Below are 18,550 nucleotides of genomic sequence, written 5' to 3' on the forward strand. Positions count from 1 at the left end.
CCCCTGATCCGGCCCGACCCACCGGCCACCCCCTACGCTCGACACCATGCGACTCCGACTTCCCCGGTGGGCCGCGGTCACCGCCGCGCTCGCCGTCCTCGCGGGCGCCGGCACCTGGACCGCCGTCGCCACGGACGAAGCGCCGCCCGTGCGCCGCGCGGACCGGGCCCTCGACATCAACGGGGTGCGCATCGACACCTCGTACTTCACCGATGACTCCACCGGCCGGCGCCCCGCCGTCCTGCTCGGCCACGGCTTCGGCGGCTCCAAGGACGACGTCCGCGCCCAGGCGGAGGACCTCGCCCGCAACGGCTACGCCGTGCTCACCTGGTCCGCCCGCGGCTTCGGCGCCTCCACCGGCGAGATCGGCCTCAACGACCCCGACCACGAGGTCAAGGACGTCCGGAAGCTGGTCGACTGGCTCGCGGGACGCCCCGAGGTGCTCCTCGACGGGCCCGGAGACCCGCGCGTCGGCATCACCGGCGCGTCCTACGGCGGCGCGATCTCCCTGCTGGCGGCCGGAAACGATCCGCGCGTCGACGCGATCGCCCCCCAGATCACCTACTGGAACCTCGCCGACGCCCTCTTCCCGAACGGCGTCTTCAAGAAGCTCTGGGCCGGCATCTTCTTCTCCGCCGGAAACCAGGCTCCCGGAAACCAGACATCCGGAGCCCGGGTGCCGGAGGGCCGGACCGACGGGGAGCGGCCCGGAGCCGCCCGGCCGGCCGCCTGCGGCCGGTTCACCGCCGAACTGTGTGCCCTCTACCAGCGCGTCGCCGTCGCCGGAAAGCCCGATCCGGCGGCCCGCGCCGTCCTCGAAGCCCGCAGCCCCTCCGCCGTCGGCACCCGCATCAAAGCGCCCGCGCTCCTCGTACAAGGCCAGTCCGACTCCCTCTTCACCCTGGCCCAGTCCGACGCCATGGCCCGCACCCTCACGGCCAACGGCGCCCCCGTCGCCGTCGACTGGATCGCCGGCGGCCACGACGGCGGCGACCGGGAGACCGAGCGCGTCGAGCGCCGCATCACGAACTGGTTCGACCGCTGGCTGAAGCGCGAGGCCACCGTCGACACGGGCCCCGCCTTCCGCGTCAGCCGTACCGGCGGCGTCGACTCCACCGACGGGCGGGCCACGCTGCGCGCCGCGACCGCCGACCACTACCCGGGGCTCGCCTCCCACACCGTCACCGCCCTCCTCGCCGGACCACCACAGACCTTCACCAACCCGCCGGGCGCCGCACCACCCGCCGTCTCGGCCGTTCCCGGGCTCGGCGGCGGCTTCTCCGGCCTCTCCTCCCTCGGCGTCGGCCTCTCCCTCGACTTCCCGGGCCAGCACGCCCGGTTCGACGCCGATCCGCAGGCCGCACCCCTGCGGATCACCGGCACCCCGACCGTCCGCGTCAAGGTCACCTCCACCGCCGCCGACGGCTCCGCAGTGCTCTTCGGCAAGCTCTACGACGTGGGGCCCGACGGTCGCCAGCAGGTGCTGCCCGCCCAACTGGTCGCCCCGGTGCGGGTCGAGAACGCCACGGCCGGACGCAGCCTCACCCTGACCCTCCCCGCGATCGACCACGAGGTCGAGACCGGACACCGGCTGCGGCTCGTGATCGCCGCCACCGACCTCGGCTACGCCTCCCCGACGGTCCCCGCCGGTTACACCGTCGCCGTCGAGGGCCCGCTGGCCGTGCCCACCGCGCCCGGTCTCGCCGCCCAGGCCACCAGCCTTCCCCGGTGGGTGTGGGGACTGCCGCTGCTGGCCCTCGCCGGGGCCGCCGCCCTGCTGCTCACCGCCCGACGCAGGACCACCGTCCCCGCGCCCGACCCCACACTCTCCTCCGTGCCGCTCCAGATCACCGGACTCTCCAAGAAGTACCGGGGCGGCGAGCGGTACAGCGTCCGGGACCTCTCCTTCCGCGTCGAACAGGGGCAGGTCCTCGGGCTTCTCGGGCCGAACGGCGCGGGCAAAACCACCACCCTGCGCATGCTGATGGGACTCATCACCCCCGACGAGGGCGAGATCCGGGTCTTCGGCCAGGCCATCGGTCCGGGTGCCCCGGTGCTCTCCCGCGTCGGCGCCTTCGTGGAAGGCGCCGGTTTCCTGCCGCACCTGTCGGGCCGGGAGAACCTGGACCTGTACTGGAAGGCCACCGGCCGTCCCGCCGAGGACGCCCACGTCGACGAGGCCCTGCGGATCGCGAACCTGGGGAGCGCCCTCGAACGCGCCGTGCGCACCTACTCGCAGGGCATGCGCCAGCGCCTCGCCCTGGCCCAGGCCATGCTCGGACTGCCGGACCTGCTGATCCTCGACGAGCCGACCAACGGGCTTGACCCGCCGCAGATCCGCGAGATGCGGGAGGTGATGATCCGGTACGCGGCCGGTGGCCGTACCGTCATCGTCTCCAGCCACTTGCTGGCCGAAGTGGAACAGTCCTGCACCCACCTGGTCGTCATGGACCGGGGCCAGCTCGTACAGGCCGGGCCGGTCGCCGAGATCACCGGCTCCGGTTCCGCCCTGCTCGTCACGCTCGGGGAGCCCGTCCCCGACGCCCTGGTCGAGAAGGTCGGTGCCCTGCCGGGCGTCGGCTCCGTCGCCCGCGCCGACGGCGGACTCCTGGTCCGCCTCGACGGCTCCGACGCGACCGCCCTCATCGGGGAACTCGTCCGCCTGGACGTGCCGCTGACCGGGGTGGGCCCGCACCGGCGTCTGGAGGACGCGTTCCTGACCCTGATCGGAGGAGCCGCATGAGCGCGCCGACCACCCGCCCGGCCCCGCCCGAGGCGTCCGCCTCCGGCTACCGCCCCGGACGCACCCTGCCCCTGCGCGTCGAAGCCCTTCGGCAGTGGAAGCGCCGCCGCACCCTCGTCATGGGCGGCATCCTCGCCGCCCTGCCGTTCGTGCTGATCGCGGCCTTCGCGATCGGCGGTTCGGGGGACGGCAACCGCAACGGCCGCATCACCCTGATCGACACGGCGACGGCTTCCGGCGCCAACTTCGCGGCCACCTGTCTCTTCGTCTCGGCCGGCTTCCTCCTCGTCATTCCGGTGGCGCTGTTCTGCGGGGACACGGTTGCTTCCGAGGCGAGCTGGTCCTCGCTGAGGTACCTGCTCGCCGCGCCCGTGCCACGCTCCCGGTTGCTGGTGTCCAAACTGGTCGTGGCGCTCGGCTACAGCGCGGCGGCCATGGTTCTCCTCCCGCTGGTCGCCCTGGCCGCGGGCACCGTCGCCTACGGCTGGGGGCCGCTCCGGCTGCCGACCGGTGGATCGGTGCCCGCAGGAGACGCCCTGCTCCGGATCGCGATCGCCGTTGCCTTCGTCTTCGCCTCCCAACTCGTCACCGCGGGACTCGCCTTCTGGCTGTCCACCCGCACCGATGCCCCGCTCGGGGCGGTCGGCGGGGCCGTCGGCCTGACGATCGTCGGCAATGTGCTGGATGCCGTCACGGCCCTCGGTGACTGGCGTCAGTTCCTTCCCGCACACTGGCAGTTCGCCTGGATCGACGCGCTCCAACCCCAACTTGAGTGGGGCGGCATGGTGAGGGGAACGGCGATCTCCGTGACCTACGCCCTGGTCCTCTTCGCACTCGCCTTCCGCGGCTTCGCCCGCAAGGACATCGTGTCCTAGCGACTTCCGGTCATACCCACCCCCGTCGTGCCGCTTCCGCGCCCGCACGGAAGCGGCTGGTCGTACCGAGGGCGGCCATCAGGTCGCCCACCCTGCGGCTGTACGTCCGGGCGGACATGCCGAGCCTGGCCGCTGCGGTCTCGTCCGTCACCCCCGACAGAAGGGCATCCAGCACCGGGCGCAACTGCGCCGGCAGGTCCTGTGGGGGTGGCGCCGGCGGCGGCGCGCACATCAGCTCCTCGGCCGCCGTCCAGCAGACGTGATGGGCGCGGACGAGGGCCTGTACGACCACCGGGTCGCGGATCAGCAGCAGCCCGTTGTACAGCAGTTCCAGATCGAGCGGGATCGCGGCCACCGTCCGGTCGACGAGGATCATCTTGAACGGAATGGCCTCCATGAGGCGGGCCCGCCCGGGGGGCCGGAGCCCTCCCAGCAGATGGGGCAGTGCGTGCCGCGGCACGATGCGCCTGACCTCGTCGGCCCGTTCCGCCGCGGCCCGCATGCACGCTCCTGCCAATTGCAGGAACGGCTCGGGGATCGCGCAGCCCGCGGAAGTGACCGGGTCGTCGAAGGTGAGTAACTCGTGCCGGGTGGAGGCTGCCAGTCCGGCCAGTGCGGCACTGATCCGCCGTGCACCCCGGACCGGCCGGCCGATGGCACGCTGCCCTTCGGCCGCGGCCCGGTTCATTGCCGAACGGGCGAGCATCACGGAGCCCGCGCTCTCTGCCACCGTTGACCACCCCCGCCCGATCGACGTCCACTCCATGTACGCATGTGACTGCGCACGGTGACAAGCCCTGTTGAGAAGGATGGCGAATCCATGCCATCAAGGTCCACCCCTGTCGCCGTTGCCGCATCGAGACGCATTCGCAACGCCTCCGGTGGCTCCTCGTGCGCCGTCCGTCCGTCATCTTCACAAGAGCCTCATCAGTAGGGGGAGATGACATGGCACACCGAAATCCACGGGCGGGCGGAGGGCGCGGGTCCCGCGCTGCGGTCGCGGTCCTGCTCGCCGCCGGCCTGGCGCTCGCCGGCTGCGGCGCGGACGGAGACGGGGGCGGCGGCGACCGGGGGTTCGCGGAGGGGGGCGGAAACGCGCCCGTCGCCCCGGACGGCGCACGGGACGACGCCGTGCAGCCCCGGGAGGGCGAGCAGCGTTCTCCGGCCCCCGCTCCCGATTACCTGTCCACCTTCGCGCTCGACGTGGACACCGCTTCCTACGGCTACGCCCGGCGCACGCTCGCCGAAGGACGGCTTCCCGCGCCGGCGAGCGTGCGGCCGGAGGAGTTCATCAACAGCTTCCGCCCCGACTACCCGCGCCCGGAGGACAACGGCTTCAGCGTGACCCTCGACGGGGCCCGCACCGGTCGGGACGGGTGGTCCCTGGTCCGGGTCGGGCTCGCCACCCGGGGGGCCGACCGGAACGCCGAACGTCCGCCCGCCGCGCTCACCTTCGTCGTCGACGTGTCCGGCTCGATGGACGAGCCCGGGCGGCTCGACCTGGTCAAGGAGTCGCTCGGGCTGCTCGCCGACCAGCTCCGCGACGACGACTCGATCGCGCTCGTGACCTTCAGCACCGAGGCCGAGACCCGGCTGCCCATGACCCGCGTCGGAGGCGCCCGCGACCGGATCCACGAGGTGGTCTCCGCCCTCGGGACGAGTGCCTCCACGAACGTGGAGGCAGGTGTCCGTACCGGCTACGACGTCGCCGTCGCCGGTCACCGTCGGGGCGCCACCAACCGGGTGGTGCTGCTCTCCGACGCGCTCGCCAACACCGGGGCCACGGAGGCCGAGACCATCCTCGCCCGCATCGAGGAGGAGCGCCGGCAGTACGGCATCACCCTCTTCGGCGTCGGAGTGGGCAGCGAATTCGGCGACGCGTTCATGGAGCGGCTCGCCGACCGGGGGGACGGGCAGACGACGTACGTCGCCACCTCGGCGCAGGCCCGGAAGGTCTTCGTCGACCAGCTGCCCAGCCACGTCGAACTGCGGGCCCGCGACGCCAAGGCGCAGGTCGCCTTCGACCGGGGGACCGTGGAGAAGTTCCGGCTCGTCGGGTACGAGAACCGCGCGGTCGCCGACGAGGACTTCCGGAACGACCGGGTGGACGGCGGTGAGGTCGGGGCCGGACACACCGTCACGGCGCTCTACGCCGTCAAGACCAGGCCGGGAGCGGCGGGGCCGGTCGCCACGGCCACGGTCCGCTGGCTCGATCCGGCCACCCGTGCCCCGCACGAGCGCTCCGGCACGGTGGGGACGGCCGCGTTGACCGGTGACGTCTGGGGCGGCGGCCACGACAGCCTGCAGTTGACCGCGATCGCCGCCTACTTCGCCGAGGCCCTGCGCGGCGGAGACCTGCCGGGCCATCCGGGGCTTCCGGCGCTCGTCCGCAGCGCCGAGGGGATCGCCGCGCGGTCGGGTTCGGCCGTCGTCCGCGAGCTGGCCGAATCCATGCGGCAGGCTTCCGCCCTGCGCGGTCCCCAGGAGCCCGAGGACCCCTCCGGGGAGGGGGAGCTGCGGTCGGGCGACCCGTACAGCTGACGACGGCTGACGACATCGGGGAGCAGCAGGACGGCGGGCGCGGAGCCGCCCTGCTGCTCGCCCCGTCGTCATGAGCACCAGCCCCACCCTCGCCGGCTCCCGCGCCGGCTCCTGCCCCGGCGCCCGCGTTGCCTTCCTGCGCCGGATTTCCGCCCACCTTCCCGAGCGGCACCCTCCCCGTGCCCGCCGCCCCGCGGAGCCCGGGTGCGTCACGGCCCCGGCGCCGGTGCACGCCCGCCCGACGGGCCGGCGGCGGTTCGAGTCGTGTGCGACGAGCGCCGTCGCCGGATCCGTGGTGTGCGCGCCCCCGGGTCCCCTTCTCCCTCGCCCCTCGCGGCGTTCACGGCGCCCCGGAGCCCCCGAGGGCCCCGCCCGGAGTAATCCGGAGAAACATACTCCACTGGCTGTTTTTGGCGTGAAGTGACGACTGCAAGTCCTTCCGGCATCCGCAAGGACCCCGTGAAAGCGTACCCCCGAGTCCTGAAACAGTCTTTCGGTATGCGTATGATCTGCGCCACTGACGGGAAGTCGACTCCTTTAAAACGGGACAAAGAGGGTGGATCACCCCGATATCCCGGGCTGTGATTCCGTACCCTCCGGTTTCTTATTGACATGGCTACGGGGGTCTTTTCTAATCAACGAGGGTCATCCCGCGCGCAGACACCGCACAGGCACTGAGGGGGCAAGGTGGACGTCCGGATCCTGGGGGGACTGTCGGTACGGGAGAACGGGGTGTCGATCACCCCGACGGCAGCCGCGCCCCGGCAGTTGCTCGCCCTGCTCACGGCCAGCGCCGACCAACTCGTCCCGGTGACGGTCCTGACCGAGGAGCTGTGGCCGTCCGGCGCACCGCGCGGCGCCCGGGCCGAACTCCAGGCGCACATAGCGGAGCTGCGGACCCTCATCGCGGGCGCCCTGCGCAGCGCCGATCCGGCGGAGCTCCGCCAGGGTTGGGCGGACCGGCCCAGCGCCGAGGCGATCCTCGTCTCCCAGCCCGGCGGCTACCGGCTCGACACGGGCGGAGGCGTCCATGACGTCTGGCAGTTCGAGCGCGCCGCCGGAGCCGGCTACCGGGCCATGGAGGCCGGCGACCTGTCCCGGGCCGCGCTCCGCCTCGGTGAGGCGCTCGCCCTGTGGCGCGGTGACCCCTACGCGGGCGTGGCCGCCGGCCCCCGGCTCCGCAGGGAGATCGAGCGCCTCGAAACCTCCCGGCTGAGCGTGCTGGACCAGTGGATGGAAGCGCAGTTGGGCCTCGGTCGGCACGCCGAACTCATCTCCGAACTGACCGGCCTCGTCTCCCGGTACCGCACCAACGAGCCCCTCCACGCCCACCTCATGGTCGCCCTGCTGCGCTGCGGACAGCCCGATCAAGCCCTCGCCGTGTACGAACGGCTGCGCGTCGCCCTCAAGGACCAGAGCGGCATGGAACCCTCGGCGCGACTCCGTCGGCTCCACCGCTCGGTCATCGCCGTGCGGGACACCACGGGTCGCCTTCCGTACGGCGGCCGCACCCCCGCCCCGTATGCCCCCGCCCCGTCCGTCCCCGCGCAATACGCTCCGACCCCCTACGTCCCCGCGCCGTACGCCTCCGCGCGCGACCGTCTCGTCCCGGCCGGATCCGTCGGCTGACCTGCTGACGGAGTGGCAGGTCAGCCATGGGGAACGAAGTGCGGCACGTCACCGTTGACCGACTCCCGAAGCCGAATTATTTTCGGCGAGCAGTACGGGTTTCCTCCGAGGTGCCCGATTTCGCTTGACTACGGGGGTAGGGGCCATGACCTTGCACGGCGCGGACGGAGCTGATGGCGCCGACGCGCTGCTCACCGTCCTCGAACTCCTCGCCCGGCAGGCGCCCCCCGCCCGCTTCGAGGCCCTCGTCGACGAGGCCCGTCGCAGCGGACTCGGCGACGGCGAACTCCACCGCCTGGAGCGGGCCGTGGAACTGGCCGGCACGATCGATGCCGGACGCGCCCACGACAAGCGCCGCGAGGCCGGCCTCGCCGCCCTTGCCGACACCGCCCGCGACCTCACCCTCTCCTACGACCTCGACGGCCTGCTGCGCGTCATCACCCGCCGCGCCCGGCGACTCCTCGGCCTCGACCTCGCCTACGTCACCCTCCGCGGCCCGCACGGCGCCTGCTACGTCCACACCACCGAAGGCTCCCGCGCCACGACCGGAACCGGCCGGGGCGACGGCCCGCACCTCGCCCCGGGGCTCCGGATCGCCGAGGGGTACGGACTCGGCGGTGCGGTCCAGCTGCACGGCGAGCCCGTCTGGACCGCCGACTACCTCGCCGACGAACGCTTCGCCCCCTCCGGCTCCCTGGACGCCGGCGTCCACGCCCCGGCCTTCGACGAGTCCGCCGAGTCCGCCCTGCGGGCCGAGGGGCTCCACGCGATCGTGGCCGTGCCGCTGCGCAGCGGCGACACCGTCATCGGAGCCCTCCACGGCGGGGACCGGCGCGTCCGCCACCACACCGCCGAGGAGATCGCGCTCCTCGCCGCGCTCGCCGACCTCGCCTCGCTCGCCGTCGAGAAGGCCGGCCTCCTCGACCGCACCCGTGCCGAAGTCTCCGAACTGGAACGGGACGGAGCCCGAGCACGCTCCCGACTCACCCGGATGCGGCACGTCAGCGAGGCCCACGGCCGCATCATGAACCTGGTCCTCGCCGGTGGCGACCTGCGCAACGTGGCCAAGGCGGCGGCCGACGCCCTCGACGCGACCGTGCTGATCCGCGACCCCGGCGGACGGTGCCTCGCCGCTGCAGGAGACACCCCCAGCCTCGACGAGGAGGCCGTCGCCAAGGCCTCCCTCGACGCCCACGCACACCGCCGCCCCGTCCTCGCCGACGACGTCACCTGGGTCGCACCGGTCATCGCGGGCTCCGAAGACCTCGGCGTCCTCGTCGTCCACGCCGCCGGCGGACTCACCGGCGAGGACGAACGCCTCCTCGAACTCGCCGCCCAGTCCGTCGCCTTCCTCCTCCTGATGCGCCGCTCCACCGCCGTCGCCGAAGGCCCCGTCCGCGACGAGCTCCTCGACGACCTCATCGCCGACCCCCCGCACGCCCCGCAGCAGATCGCCCAGCGGGCCCGCCGGCTCGGTGTCGACCTGCGCCGACCGCACGTCCTCGTGCTCGCCCGGCCGGAAGGCGGCGAACAGGGCCGGGCGGTGGTGTGGGCGTCCTCCTACGCGTACCGCCTCTCCGGCCTGAAGACCGTGCAGGGCGGCTGCATCGTGCTTCTGCTTCCCGGCATCGACGCCTCGGCCGCCGCCAAGGCGGTCGCCGCCGAACTGTCCCCGCTGCTCGGACACCCCGTTTCCGTGGCCGGCGCCGGGCCCGCCCAGAGCCCGGACGGCGTCGGACGGATGCACCAGGAGGCCGGACGATGCCTGGACGCGATGAGCGCGCTCGGCGGCACCGGCTCGGCCGCTTCGATGCAGGACCTCGGATTCCTGGGACTGTTGCTCTCCGACGACAACGACGTCGACGGCTTCGTCGATGCGGCGATCGGTCCCGTCCTGGACTACGACGCCGAGCGGTTCACCGACCTCACCCACACCCTGGAGGCGTACTTCGCCTCCGGCGGCAGCCCCACCAACGCCGCCGAGGCGCTCCACGTCCACCCCAACACCGTCTCCCGCCGACTGGAGCGCATCGGCGAACTCCTCGGCCCCGCGTGGCAGAAACCCGGCCAGGTACTGGAGGTCCAGCTGGCGCTGCGCCTCCAACGCACCCGCGAGGTCCTGGCCCGGGGCCGCGTGACGTCGGACCCGGCGCGTCAGTCGGGTCCACCGGAACGCACGGCCTGACCTTCGGGATGCCCCCCGGCACCCCGAACGTCAGGGCCGTCCTGCGTTCCCCGACGGGCGCACCAGGCTGGCCACGGCGCCCTGCCGAGCGGTCGAACCACCCGGGCGAACCGGGTACGAGGACGCCCGTCCGCCGTGCGGTGCCCCGCATCCGACGCGCCGGCCACCGCGGGCCGGGGGACGGCCCTCAGCTCGCCGAGCGCCGTGCTTCGTACCCGGCGTCCCAGCCGCCCGCCATGATCGTCGCCGCGTGGGCCGCCGAGGCCAGCGTGATGTGTCGGTGCCAGCCGCGGAACGAACGGCCCACGAAGTCCCTCAGCCCCGCTTCTTCGCCGACCTCGGCGAAGTCCCGCTCCACCCGACGCCCCAGCTTGGTGATCCGCACCAGGGAGCCGACCGGAGAGTTCGTCAGGTCGCTGATCCACACCCGGGCGGGCGTCCGCCGCGGGTCGTCCCACTCGCCGACCAGCACCAGGGGCCGCATCCGCTCCCCGCCCGGCACGGGCAGCGCCACCCGGACGGCCGTCGCGAGCGAGGTCCGCGAGGTCTGCACCCCGGCCACCGTGTCCACCCAGCTCACCGGCCTGCGCAGCCCCTTGAGCGACTCCAGTATCTGTACCGCCGACATCGGGCCCGCACCGAAGCCGGGCAGCGCGCGATCGGCGATCGCGAGCCGCGCCCCCGCACCGATCCGGGCCACCACCGGCACCCCGGCCCCGGCGAGCCGCGTCAAGGCCGCCCGCCCCGCACCGCCCCGGATGTCGAGCAGCACCGGCTTGCGGGTGACCTCGGGCCAGCGTGCCGTGTCGAGGGCCGCCGCCACCGCGCACTCCTCCAGGGTCTCCTCGCCGGCCTCCTGGGGGACCTCCGCGCGGTCACGCCGGGTGCGGTCGTTCACCCAGGGGTCCGGCAGGAAGAGCCGCCAGTTCACCGGCACGCTCAACTCGTCGCTCGCGAACCACACCCCGAACGCCTGCTGCCCGTGGAAGACCTGGCCGCGCTCCGGGTCGAAGCGCCGGTCCACCCCCACGGAGTGTTCGCCGGCCTTCGGGATCGGCATCGGTCGGACCACCCAGGCCTGCGGGCAGCCGTTCCGCTCCAGGTACTGGGCGAGCGCGGCCCGCATCGGCTGCCAGTCCCAGGTGGAGCTGGAGACGAAGTGGTGCAGGCTCTGCTCGGCCGCGGGCCCGCCGATCTGCGCGGCGATGTTGCGGATCGACTTCCGGCCCTGCGCGGTCAGCAGGCCGTGCAGGTACTGCTCGGCCTTCAGGCGCTGGTCGCGGCGGGAGAAGCCGGAGAACAACGCGGCACACAGCTCGGCGTAGACGGCCTCGCGCGAAGTCCCCGCGCCGCCGGACGACCTGGCGGCGCCCAGCGCCGCGGCCTGTGGAACCGACCTGGTGACGGTCCTGCGCTTGGTTGCGACGGATGTACTCACGACACTCCTGCCCGAAGGTTGCGCAGCTCCCTCCCGCTGCTCCGCCAGCCTCGCGCCGCCCCCCTTGCAGGGGCGAGGTGTACCCGGCACCCGAATCGGCCGCCAGATGGTGGCCGGACCACCTACCCGCCGGTTTCTGCAGGTCAGAGCCGTCATCGAAGCCCTGCTTCCGGTCATTGCCACGATGCCGGGAAACTCCCCGGACCGGAGGCGCATCAGCCCTCGGGCCGCTCCCGTCCGGAGCCCGGCGATACCCCGAGGGGGGATCTGACAGACTCTCCGCCCCCGCTTTGACCCGTCGCACGGCGTGGCCGGACCATCGCAGAGCGAGGCTGCACGGGCCGGACCCGGTTAATGCCCCAGGCCGGGACACGCGCCCGTGCGCCTCGCTTCCGCACGGGCCCGCGCGGTGCCCGCCCACCCGTCTCGTAGTCTTGGGCGCATGGCGCTGCGCAAGGATCTGCCGGTCGTCGGCGCGGTCGCCGCCGGCGGCGCCCTCGGCGCGGTCGCACGCCACGGCGCCACCCTCGCCTGGCCGACCCCGGACGGGGCCTTCCCCTGGACGGTCCTCGTGGTCAACGCGGCCGGCTGCGCACTGCTCGGCGCCCTGATGGTGCTGCTCACCGAAACCACCACCGCACCGCACCCGTTGCTCCGGCCCTTCCTCGGCACCGGAGTCTGCGGCGGGTTCACCACCTTCTCGACGGCCGGCCTCGACGCCCAACGGCTGCTGGCCGCGGGCGACCCGGCCCGAGGCCTGCTCTACCTGGGAGGGACCCTGCTCACCGCCCTCGCCGCCGTCTGGGCGGGCGTCAGCCTCACCCGGGCCGTCGCCCGGGGCCGGGTGGTGCGCGCGTGACCTGGCTGTTCGTCCTCGTCGGGGGCGCCGTCGGCGCGCCCCTGCGCTACCTCACCGACCGCGCCGTCCGGGCGCGCCACGACTCGGTCTTCCCCTGGGGCACCTTCGCCGTCAACGTCCTGGGCTCGTTCGCCCTCGGACTCCTCACCGGGGTCGCCTCGGCCCGCCTGCACCTGCTGCTCGGCACCGGCCTGTGCGGAGCCCTGACCACGTACTCCACCTTCTCCTACGAGACCTTCCGGCTCTACGAGGACGGAGCGAAGGGCTATGCGGCGCTGAACGCGGCCGGGAGCCTGACCGCCGGCCTCGGAGCCGTGTGGCTCGGGGTCGAAGCGGCGGCCGGGCTCGGCTGACCCGGTTCGGACGCCTCAGGCGGTGATCCAGTCGCTGGTCGCGATCACCGGCTGCACCCCGTCGCGGTGGACGGTGCCCTCGATCAGGCCGTACATCCGGTCCGCCGCGAAGTACACCTCGTTGTCGTTCTTCATCCCGAACGGCTCCAGATCCACCAGGAAGTGGTGCTTGTTCGGCAGGTTGAGCCGGACCTCGTTGACCGTGGAGACGTGGTCCAGGACCCGGTCCGCCATGGCGTGCAGGGTCTGCTGCAGCGAGTAGCTGTACGTCTCCGCGAACGCCTCCAGCATGTGGCGCCGCACCTTCGCGTACGAGGCGTCCCAGTCGTGGCCCGCATCCGTCGCCGCAGCAGCCGAGTTCGCCCAGCGGGCGGTCACCTCGGTGGCCAGGATCCGGTCGTACGCCTCCCGGAGCGTGGTGTACCGGTCCTTGAGGAAGCCGTGGAACTCGGAGTTCGTCGAGTTCATCACCGTCAGTTCCTTGAGACCCGAGAGGACCTGCAGACCGGTGTTCTCCGAGTAGGTGATCTGTGCCGTGCGGACCTCCTGCCCCTTGCGCACGAAGGAGTGCTGCTCCTTGCGCTTCGGCACCGAGATCCGTTCCCAGGCGTACTCCTCGATCCGGACCTGCGCCTCGCGGATCACCGTCTGCGAGTTCACGAAGTGCTTCGCCAGGAGGATGCCGAAGGCCTCGGGGGAGGTGACGCCGTGCTCCTTGGCGAAGGCGTAGACCGTGTTCTTGGTGGTGTCGGTCGGCAGGCAGTTGGCGTTGTCGCCGGTCAGATGGACGTCGCGGTACTCGCCGCGCAGCGCCACCGACACGTTCAGATCGCGGATCTCGTGCCAGGAACCGTCGCTGCCCTGACGGTTGATCTTGACGATGCGGTTCTCGGCCTTGCCGTACTGGTTCTGCGCGAGGACGTGCTTGCTCATGTGCTGCTCAGCTCCTGCGGGTACGTGGATACGGATATCCCGTACGCCCGGCGTCCAGCGCGCCCCCCCCGTCGTCCTGGAGGTGCGCTCCCCGCCGTCCGGCCCGTGAACGGCGGACCGCCCCGGGACTGACGAGCATCCCGGTCCGTAGGTGTCGGCTCGAAGATAGGTCCGTTTCCCGCGGCTGGCAATGGGGGCCGGTCACGGGCCCCGTGCACGAGGGGCGCCCCCCCCGGCGGGACGGTCCCGCCAACGGCAGCAGCGGGACGAGCGACGGACACCCGCGACCGCCCCGGGGGCGGCCGACCGCGCGGAGCGGTGTCACCGGGTCGGCAGCACCCGGCACTCGACCGCCGGGAGACCCTTGGCCCACCAGTGCCCGAAGCGCCGGTAGACGTCCGGATCCCGGGCCGCGAGCAACCGCCCCAGGGACTCGGCCTCGGCCGCGAGGGCCTCCCAGACCCCGGCCGGGAGCGGATGGAAGGCCGAGGCTTCGATCCCGCCGTCGACCGGACGCCACACCCCGGCGACGTATCCGTCCACGAGGAGCGTCGGCAAGGTGTCCCCGTTCATCCGGATGACCTGCTTGCGGTACGCGGCCGGAAGGATCCGGCCGCGGTCCGCGTACGCCAGCAACGTGCTGTCCCACATCGCCATCAGCCGGGGCGGCGCCACCACCTCCTCGTCGGGCCGCACCGCCCCGCGCACGTCGTACAGCACCGTTCCGTCGGCCCCCTCGAACCGGTCCAGTTCCCCTTCCCTTTCCAGCGCCTGCACCGCCCCGCGCACCAAACGCCGCGGCACCGTCGTGAACTGCGCCATGTCCGGCACGGACGCGGGCCCGAAGCCCTCCAGGTAGCGTCGGAGCAGCACGGTCAGGCCCGCCGCGGACGCCTCCGGGTCTCTGAGCACCGGCAGTTCGTCCGCCGTCACGAAGGCCTGTGCCGCACCGAACGACCACGGCGGCCCGGTCGGCGCGTGCCACAGCGGCGCGTACTGCCGCACCATCCGCCAGACCACGGACTCCACCGGCCCGCCGCGGCCCGCTTCGAGGCGCTCCCGCAGCTCGGTCCCGGTGCGCGCGCTCCCCGCGTACGCGAGGAGGTCGGGCAGCAGCGCGTCGGCGTCGGCGGCCGTGAAACCGGCCGTCGTGAACCGCGGATCGTGCAACCGCGACCCCCGCAGAGTCGGTTCCATGCCCTCCCGGAACGCCCGGTAGTCCTCGGTGTGCACGAGGTGCAGGGTGATCCGCATCAGCGTCGACCTGACCACCCGGAACCCCTCCACGGCACCGTCCAGGTGCTCCGGGGCGAAGTCCGCGACCCGGTTCCACAGCGCCACGTAGGGCGAGCCGGGGTGCTGTGCCTGCAGCCCCACCACCCGTCGCACCGCTTCCGCGACGTCGATCGGGGCCCGCTCCAGCAGCAACTGCCGTGCCAGAGTGGACCGGTTGAGAGCCCGTGCGGTGATCACCATGGTGTGATTCTGCCGCCCCGGGACCCGGCGTGCACACCACGGCACCGCGGCCGGGGGGCGCCGCACGGCCTCACACCGGAGGGCGCCCCCGCCCCGTGCTCCGCAGCGGATTGGGCACGGGCGCATAGCGGGCCTCGGCCCCGTCCACGTCGAGCCAGCGCAACAACAGGTTCGTCTTGGCCGGCACGTGCGGTGAGTCGAGGAGCGCATCGACCTCCGCGGAACAACCGTGCTCCGCCGCGTGCCTGGCGAACACCGCCCGGGCCAGGGGCCAGAGTTCACCGGCGAGCTCCGGATGGCGGTCGGTGACCGCGCCGGCGATCTCGGAGAGGTTGTTCGTCACCAGGCAGTACGCGAGCCGCTGCCAGCCGTGCACCGCGCCCAGCGCCGGAGCGGGCGCCCGCGGCCCGTGCCGGTCCAGCAGGCCGAGGTGCCGCTCGGCGACCAGCCGCACCCCCTCGTGGTCCCGGAAGAGCGCCTGCACGGGCAGGCCGGTGCCGTCCACGCCGACCAGGACGTTCTGCAGGTGGCACTCCAGGACCAGCCCGTGCCGCTGCCAGGCGTGCAACACCGGCGGCACCACCTGGTCGAGGTAGCACCGCCACCAGACGAGGGCCCGCTCCGGGGTCAGCCCGTCGAGCGGATTGCCCGGAAAGCCCTCGCCGATGCCGGCCGCGAGGAGGGGCGTCACACCGGTGCCGAGACGGGCCCGCAGCCCTTCGCGCGCGATCACCGCGAAGCCCTCGTAGGCGTGTTGCCCGCCGAGGTCGGCGGTGCGGTAGCCCCGGTCGGCGAGGAAGGCCGCCGACGGCAGGGAATCGAAGACCGGCGCGAGGAGGTCACCGATGGTCCGCAGCCACAACAGGTCGCGCAGCTCCAGCCGACGGTTGCCGTTGGTGATCCGCACGTCCAGGCTCATCTTGCAGAAGAAGTCGGCCTCCGGCAGGTACACCGTCCGCACCGAGGAGGTCGGCACGGCGCGCCCCGGGTGCGGGGCACTGGCACCGAGCCGCACCAGCCGCCCGTCACGGAAGGCCGGCAGTTCGCCGAGCAGTTCCAGCTCCCACGGGTGGATGGGCAGCGGTAGGTAACCGTCGGGCACGTCGCCCGCGGCGAGCGGGGCGAGGAGGGACAGATCGCCGTCCTCCGCGAGGACGTCGGCCCGAACGCCGAGGAGCTGCAGGGGGAAGCGGGCGTACGCCTCCGGAGCGTACGGGAGCCAGTTTTCGGGGCCCCCCGTCCCACGCGCCTTCGGCGCCGGGTGGTACCGGTGTCCCGCGAGCAGCGCCTGTTCGGACCGTAGATAGGGATCGTCCGGCGGACACGCGGACGTGCGCGCGTCCTGGAGCGCCGCGATCACGTCCCTGCTGTCGGTCATCTCGGTGACGACGGTCCGGTTGGTGACGCCGGTGCGCCGGCCGAGCTCGTCGGAGGCCAGCGCCACGAGGGCCTCGAAGGTCAGCGGGAGCCACCCGCCGTCGGTGCGCACACAGGGCTCGGTGGGCCGTCGACCGGCCCGGACCCGCAGCAGACGGCCGGTCGCCGGAAGCCGGTGGACGACATGGTCCGCATCCGGGCACGGAGCGGGCTCGGCCACTTCCCGGACCAGACAGTTCAGGAGGGCGGTGGCCGACAGGGCATCCGCCCGGCCCTTGGCTTCCGTCACGACAGCGCCCCCTCGCGGTACGTCCGTGCCGCCGCGCGCAGTTCGCGCCGTCGGTGGGCGGCTCCCGATGGGGACATCCTGCGCAGGGTAGTGAGGCTTCATGCACCGCGATCCGGATCGCGCCAAGAGCGCCCATCAGATGTTGCGCGCCCCCGAGGCGGCCTTCGCCACCGACCTGGCCGCCGTGGCCCCCCACCTCCTCGCCGGCTACCACCAGGAGCTACCACCGGCCCGGGCGGCGGTCCTCGGCCGGCTGTGGCGCGCACTGCTCCACGAGCCGCTGCCGGGGGTGACGGCGCGCCGCGGGGACACCGGCCGGGTGGAGTTCGCCGACGGCCGGGTCCTCATCGGACCGCCCCGACTCCCGCACGACCTGCCGCTCCCCGGTGAGGACACGACCGTACGGCTCGACGGCCACGCCCACGACCATCCGGCCGCCCTCCTGGCCGCGCTCGGACTGCCGGGCGCCGACGCCCTCGTCGCCGAACTCGACCACGGCGTCCCCTCCCTGGCCCTGTCCCGGGCGGGAGCGAACCGGGCCGCCCCCGCCCGGTGGGACGGCACCCGGCCGCCGGCCCAGATCGAGCAGGACGTCGTCGACGGCCACCCGTACCACCCGTGCTGCCGCAGCCGCCCCGGCCTCTCGGTGGCCGAACAGCTCGCATACGCACCCGAGCACCGCCCCGTCGTGGGGCTCGACCTGGTCGCGGTCCCGACCCGGCAGTGCCGTGTCGCGGGTGCCTGGCCGGACCGGCTGCGGGACGGCGACCGGCTGCTGCTGCCCGTGCACCCCTGGCAGAGCGAGCACGTGCTGCCGGGGCTCGGACACCGGCCGGCCATCGTCGGCGCGATACCGGCACACCCCCTGATGAGCCTGCGGACCCTCGCCCCGCTCGACGGCGGACCGCACCTCAAGACGGCGCTGACCACCCGGATGACCAGTGCGATCCGCGACATCTCGGCGAGCGGCGTCGAGAACAGCGCACCGCTCTCACACCTCCTCGCCCGGGTCGTGGCCGACCTGGCGGAACGAGGCGGTCCCCACGGCCGGAACGGCTCGGGGAGCCCCCTGCGGATCACCCGCAACCTCGCCGCCGTCTCCGCCGTGGTGGACGGCGAGCCCAGCGCCGACCTCGCCGTCCTGCTCCGCGAGTCACCGTCCGCCGCCGCACGCCTCCGGCCGGGGGAGACCGTGGTGCCGGTGGCGGCCCTCGCCGCACGCCCCGCCGGGGACGGGCCGCCCCTGATCCGTACGCTTCTGGCGTCGGCCGGGGCTCCGGACGCGACCGCCGACTGGCTGGCCGCCTTCTGCGACCTCGTGATCCCCCCGTTGGCACGGCTGTTGACCCGCGGGGTCGCAACCGCGGCCCACGGGCAGAACCTGCTCGTCGTGCTGGGTCCGGGCGCCCGACCCCGTCGGCTCGTCTACCGCGACCTCGCCGACGTCCGGTTGAGCCCGCGCCGTCTCGCCCGGTACGGCTTCGACGCCTCACCGGTCGGGGGGCGGGTCGTCAACGACGATCCGGATGTCCTGCGCACCATGTTGTTCGGCCACCTCTTCGGCACCGCCCTCGGCGCCCTGGTCTCCGCCCTCGCCGACCGGGACCGGGCCGCTGAGTCCCGGCTCTGGTCCCTCGTCGCCACCGCCGCCCGCCGCGCCTACGACGACCTCCCCGCCACTCCGGAGAACCGGGCCGACCGCGCGGCCCTCTTCGCCCCGGAACTGAAGGTGAAGGCCCTCACCCTGATGCGCTTGCGGGGCGTGGACCAGGACGCCTGGACCTCCCTGCCCAACCCCCTCGCGGACACGGCGCACCGAGGCAAGAGCCATTGCTAGCACCGCTTCCGGACC

At 73.4% G+C, this 18,550-nt stretch carries 13 protein-coding genes; 8 read left to right on the forward strand and 5 right to left on the reverse strand.

From position 1 onward, the window contains the following. The first annotated feature begins 46 nt into the window (after positions 1–46). Together ACFW2Y_RS15660 and ACFW2Y_RS15665 are read left to right on the forward strand one after the other, a co-directional pair. Positions 47–2,743, forward strand: coding sequence for an alpha/beta fold hydrolase (locus ACFW2Y_RS15660; RefSeq protein ID WP_384878486.1), 2,697 nt, complete (start codon positions 47–49; stop codon positions 2,741–2,743). Continuing rightward, complete coding sequence (locus tag ACFW2Y_RS15665) at positions 2,740–3,618, forward strand: ABC transporter permease (RefSeq protein WP_384878489.1); 879 nt, start codon at positions 2,740–2,742, stop codon at positions 3,616–3,618. The genes ACFW2Y_RS15660 and ACFW2Y_RS15665 overlap by 4 nt, the downstream gene beginning before the upstream one ends. Positions 3,619–3,628: 10 nt before the next feature. On the opposite strand, the gene ACFW2Y_RS15670 is transcribed toward ACFW2Y_RS15665, so the two are convergent. Beyond that, positions 3,629–4,348, reverse strand: a complete 720-nt coding sequence (locus tag ACFW2Y_RS15670) for a DNA-binding response regulator (protein WP_384878492.1) — start codon at positions 4,346–4,348, stop codon at positions 3,629–3,631. A 215-nt stretch (positions 4,349–4,563) separates the two neighbouring features. Between ACFW2Y_RS15670 and ACFW2Y_RS15675 the strand changes: the two genes are divergently transcribed. The 3 genes from ACFW2Y_RS15675 to ACFW2Y_RS15685 all read left to right on the forward strand — a co-directional run bounded on the left by ACFW2Y_RS15675 (position 4,564) and on the right by ACFW2Y_RS15685 (position 9,973). Then, positions 4,564–6,159 carry a von Willebrand factor type A domain-containing protein gene (locus tag ACFW2Y_RS15675; protein ID WP_384878495.1) on the forward strand — a complete coding sequence of 532 codons (1,596 nt, stop codon included), beginning with the start codon at positions 4,564–4,566 and terminating at the stop codon, positions 6,157–6,159. A gap of 687 nt (positions 6,160–6,846) precedes the next feature. Then, positions 6,847–7,788 carry a BTAD domain-containing putative transcriptional regulator gene (locus ACFW2Y_RS15680; protein WP_384878498.1) on the forward strand — a complete coding sequence of 314 codons (942 nt, stop codon included), beginning with the start codon at positions 6,847–6,849 and terminating at the stop codon, positions 7,786–7,788. A 145-nt stretch (positions 7,789–7,933) separates the two neighbouring features. After that, positions 7,934–9,973, forward strand: a complete 2,040-nt coding sequence (locus ACFW2Y_RS15685) for a helix-turn-helix domain-containing protein (protein ID WP_384878500.1) — start codon at positions 7,934–7,936, stop codon at positions 9,971–9,973. A 187-nt stretch (positions 9,974–10,160) separates the two neighbouring features. On the opposite strand, the gene ACFW2Y_RS15690 is transcribed toward ACFW2Y_RS15685, so the two are convergent. Then, positions 10,161–11,411, reverse strand: coding sequence for an IS701 family transposase (locus tag ACFW2Y_RS15690; protein ID WP_384878503.1), 1,251 nt, complete (start codon positions 11,409–11,411; stop codon positions 10,161–10,163). A gap of 442 nt (positions 11,412–11,853) precedes the next feature. Between ACFW2Y_RS15690 and ACFW2Y_RS15695 the strand changes: the two genes are divergently transcribed. Together ACFW2Y_RS15695 and crcB are read left to right on the forward strand one after the other, a co-directional pair. Then, the gene (locus tag ACFW2Y_RS15695) at positions 11,854–12,270 is read left to right on the forward strand and encodes a fluoride efflux transporter FluC (RefSeq protein ID WP_384878506.1); all 417 of its coding nucleotides are present in this window, start codon (positions 11,854–11,856) and stop codon (positions 12,268–12,270) included. Beyond that, positions 12,267–12,623 (forward strand): fluoride efflux transporter CrcB, encoded by a 357-nt coding sequence (gene crcB / locus ACFW2Y_RS15700; RefSeq protein ID WP_384878509.1) that lies wholly within the window; start codon positions 12,267–12,269, stop codon positions 12,621–12,623. The genes ACFW2Y_RS15695 and crcB overlap by 4 nt, the downstream gene beginning before the upstream one ends. A 15-nt stretch (positions 12,624–12,638) precedes the next feature. Here the strand turns inward: crcB and pucL are convergent, their stop codons facing one another. The 3 genes from pucL to ACFW2Y_RS15715 all read right to left on the reverse strand — a co-directional run bounded on the left by pucL (position 12,639) and on the right by ACFW2Y_RS15715 (position 16,698). Further along, entirely contained in the window at positions 12,639–13,556 is a 918-nt protein-coding gene (pucL, locus tag ACFW2Y_RS15705) for a factor-independent urate hydroxylase (RefSeq protein ID WP_384878512.1), read from the reverse strand. 321 nt (positions 13,557–13,877) lie between these two features. After that, a complete protein-coding gene (locus ACFW2Y_RS15710; protein WP_384878514.1) occupies positions 13,878–15,032 on the reverse strand; it encodes a winged helix DNA-binding domain-containing protein in 1,155 nt (384 codons plus the stop codon). A gap of 70 nt (positions 15,033–15,102) precedes the next feature. Continuing rightward, complete coding sequence (locus ACFW2Y_RS15715; protein WP_384878517.1) at positions 15,103–16,698, reverse strand: IucA/IucC family protein; 1,596 nt, start codon at positions 16,696–16,698, stop codon at positions 15,103–15,105. Positions 16,699–16,798: 100 nt separating this feature from the next. Between ACFW2Y_RS15715 and ACFW2Y_RS15720 the strand changes: the two genes are divergently transcribed. Continuing rightward, entirely contained in the window at positions 16,799–18,535 is a 1,737-nt protein-coding gene (locus tag ACFW2Y_RS15720) for an IucA/IucC family protein (RefSeq protein ID WP_384878520.1), read from the forward strand. The last annotated feature ends 15 nt before the right edge of the window (positions 18,536–18,550 follow it).

The sequence above is a fragment of the Streptomyces sp. NPDC058877 genome, from assembly GCF_042742855.1.
GTDB lineage: Bacteria > Actinomycetota > Actinomycetes > Streptomycetales > Streptomycetaceae > Streptomyces.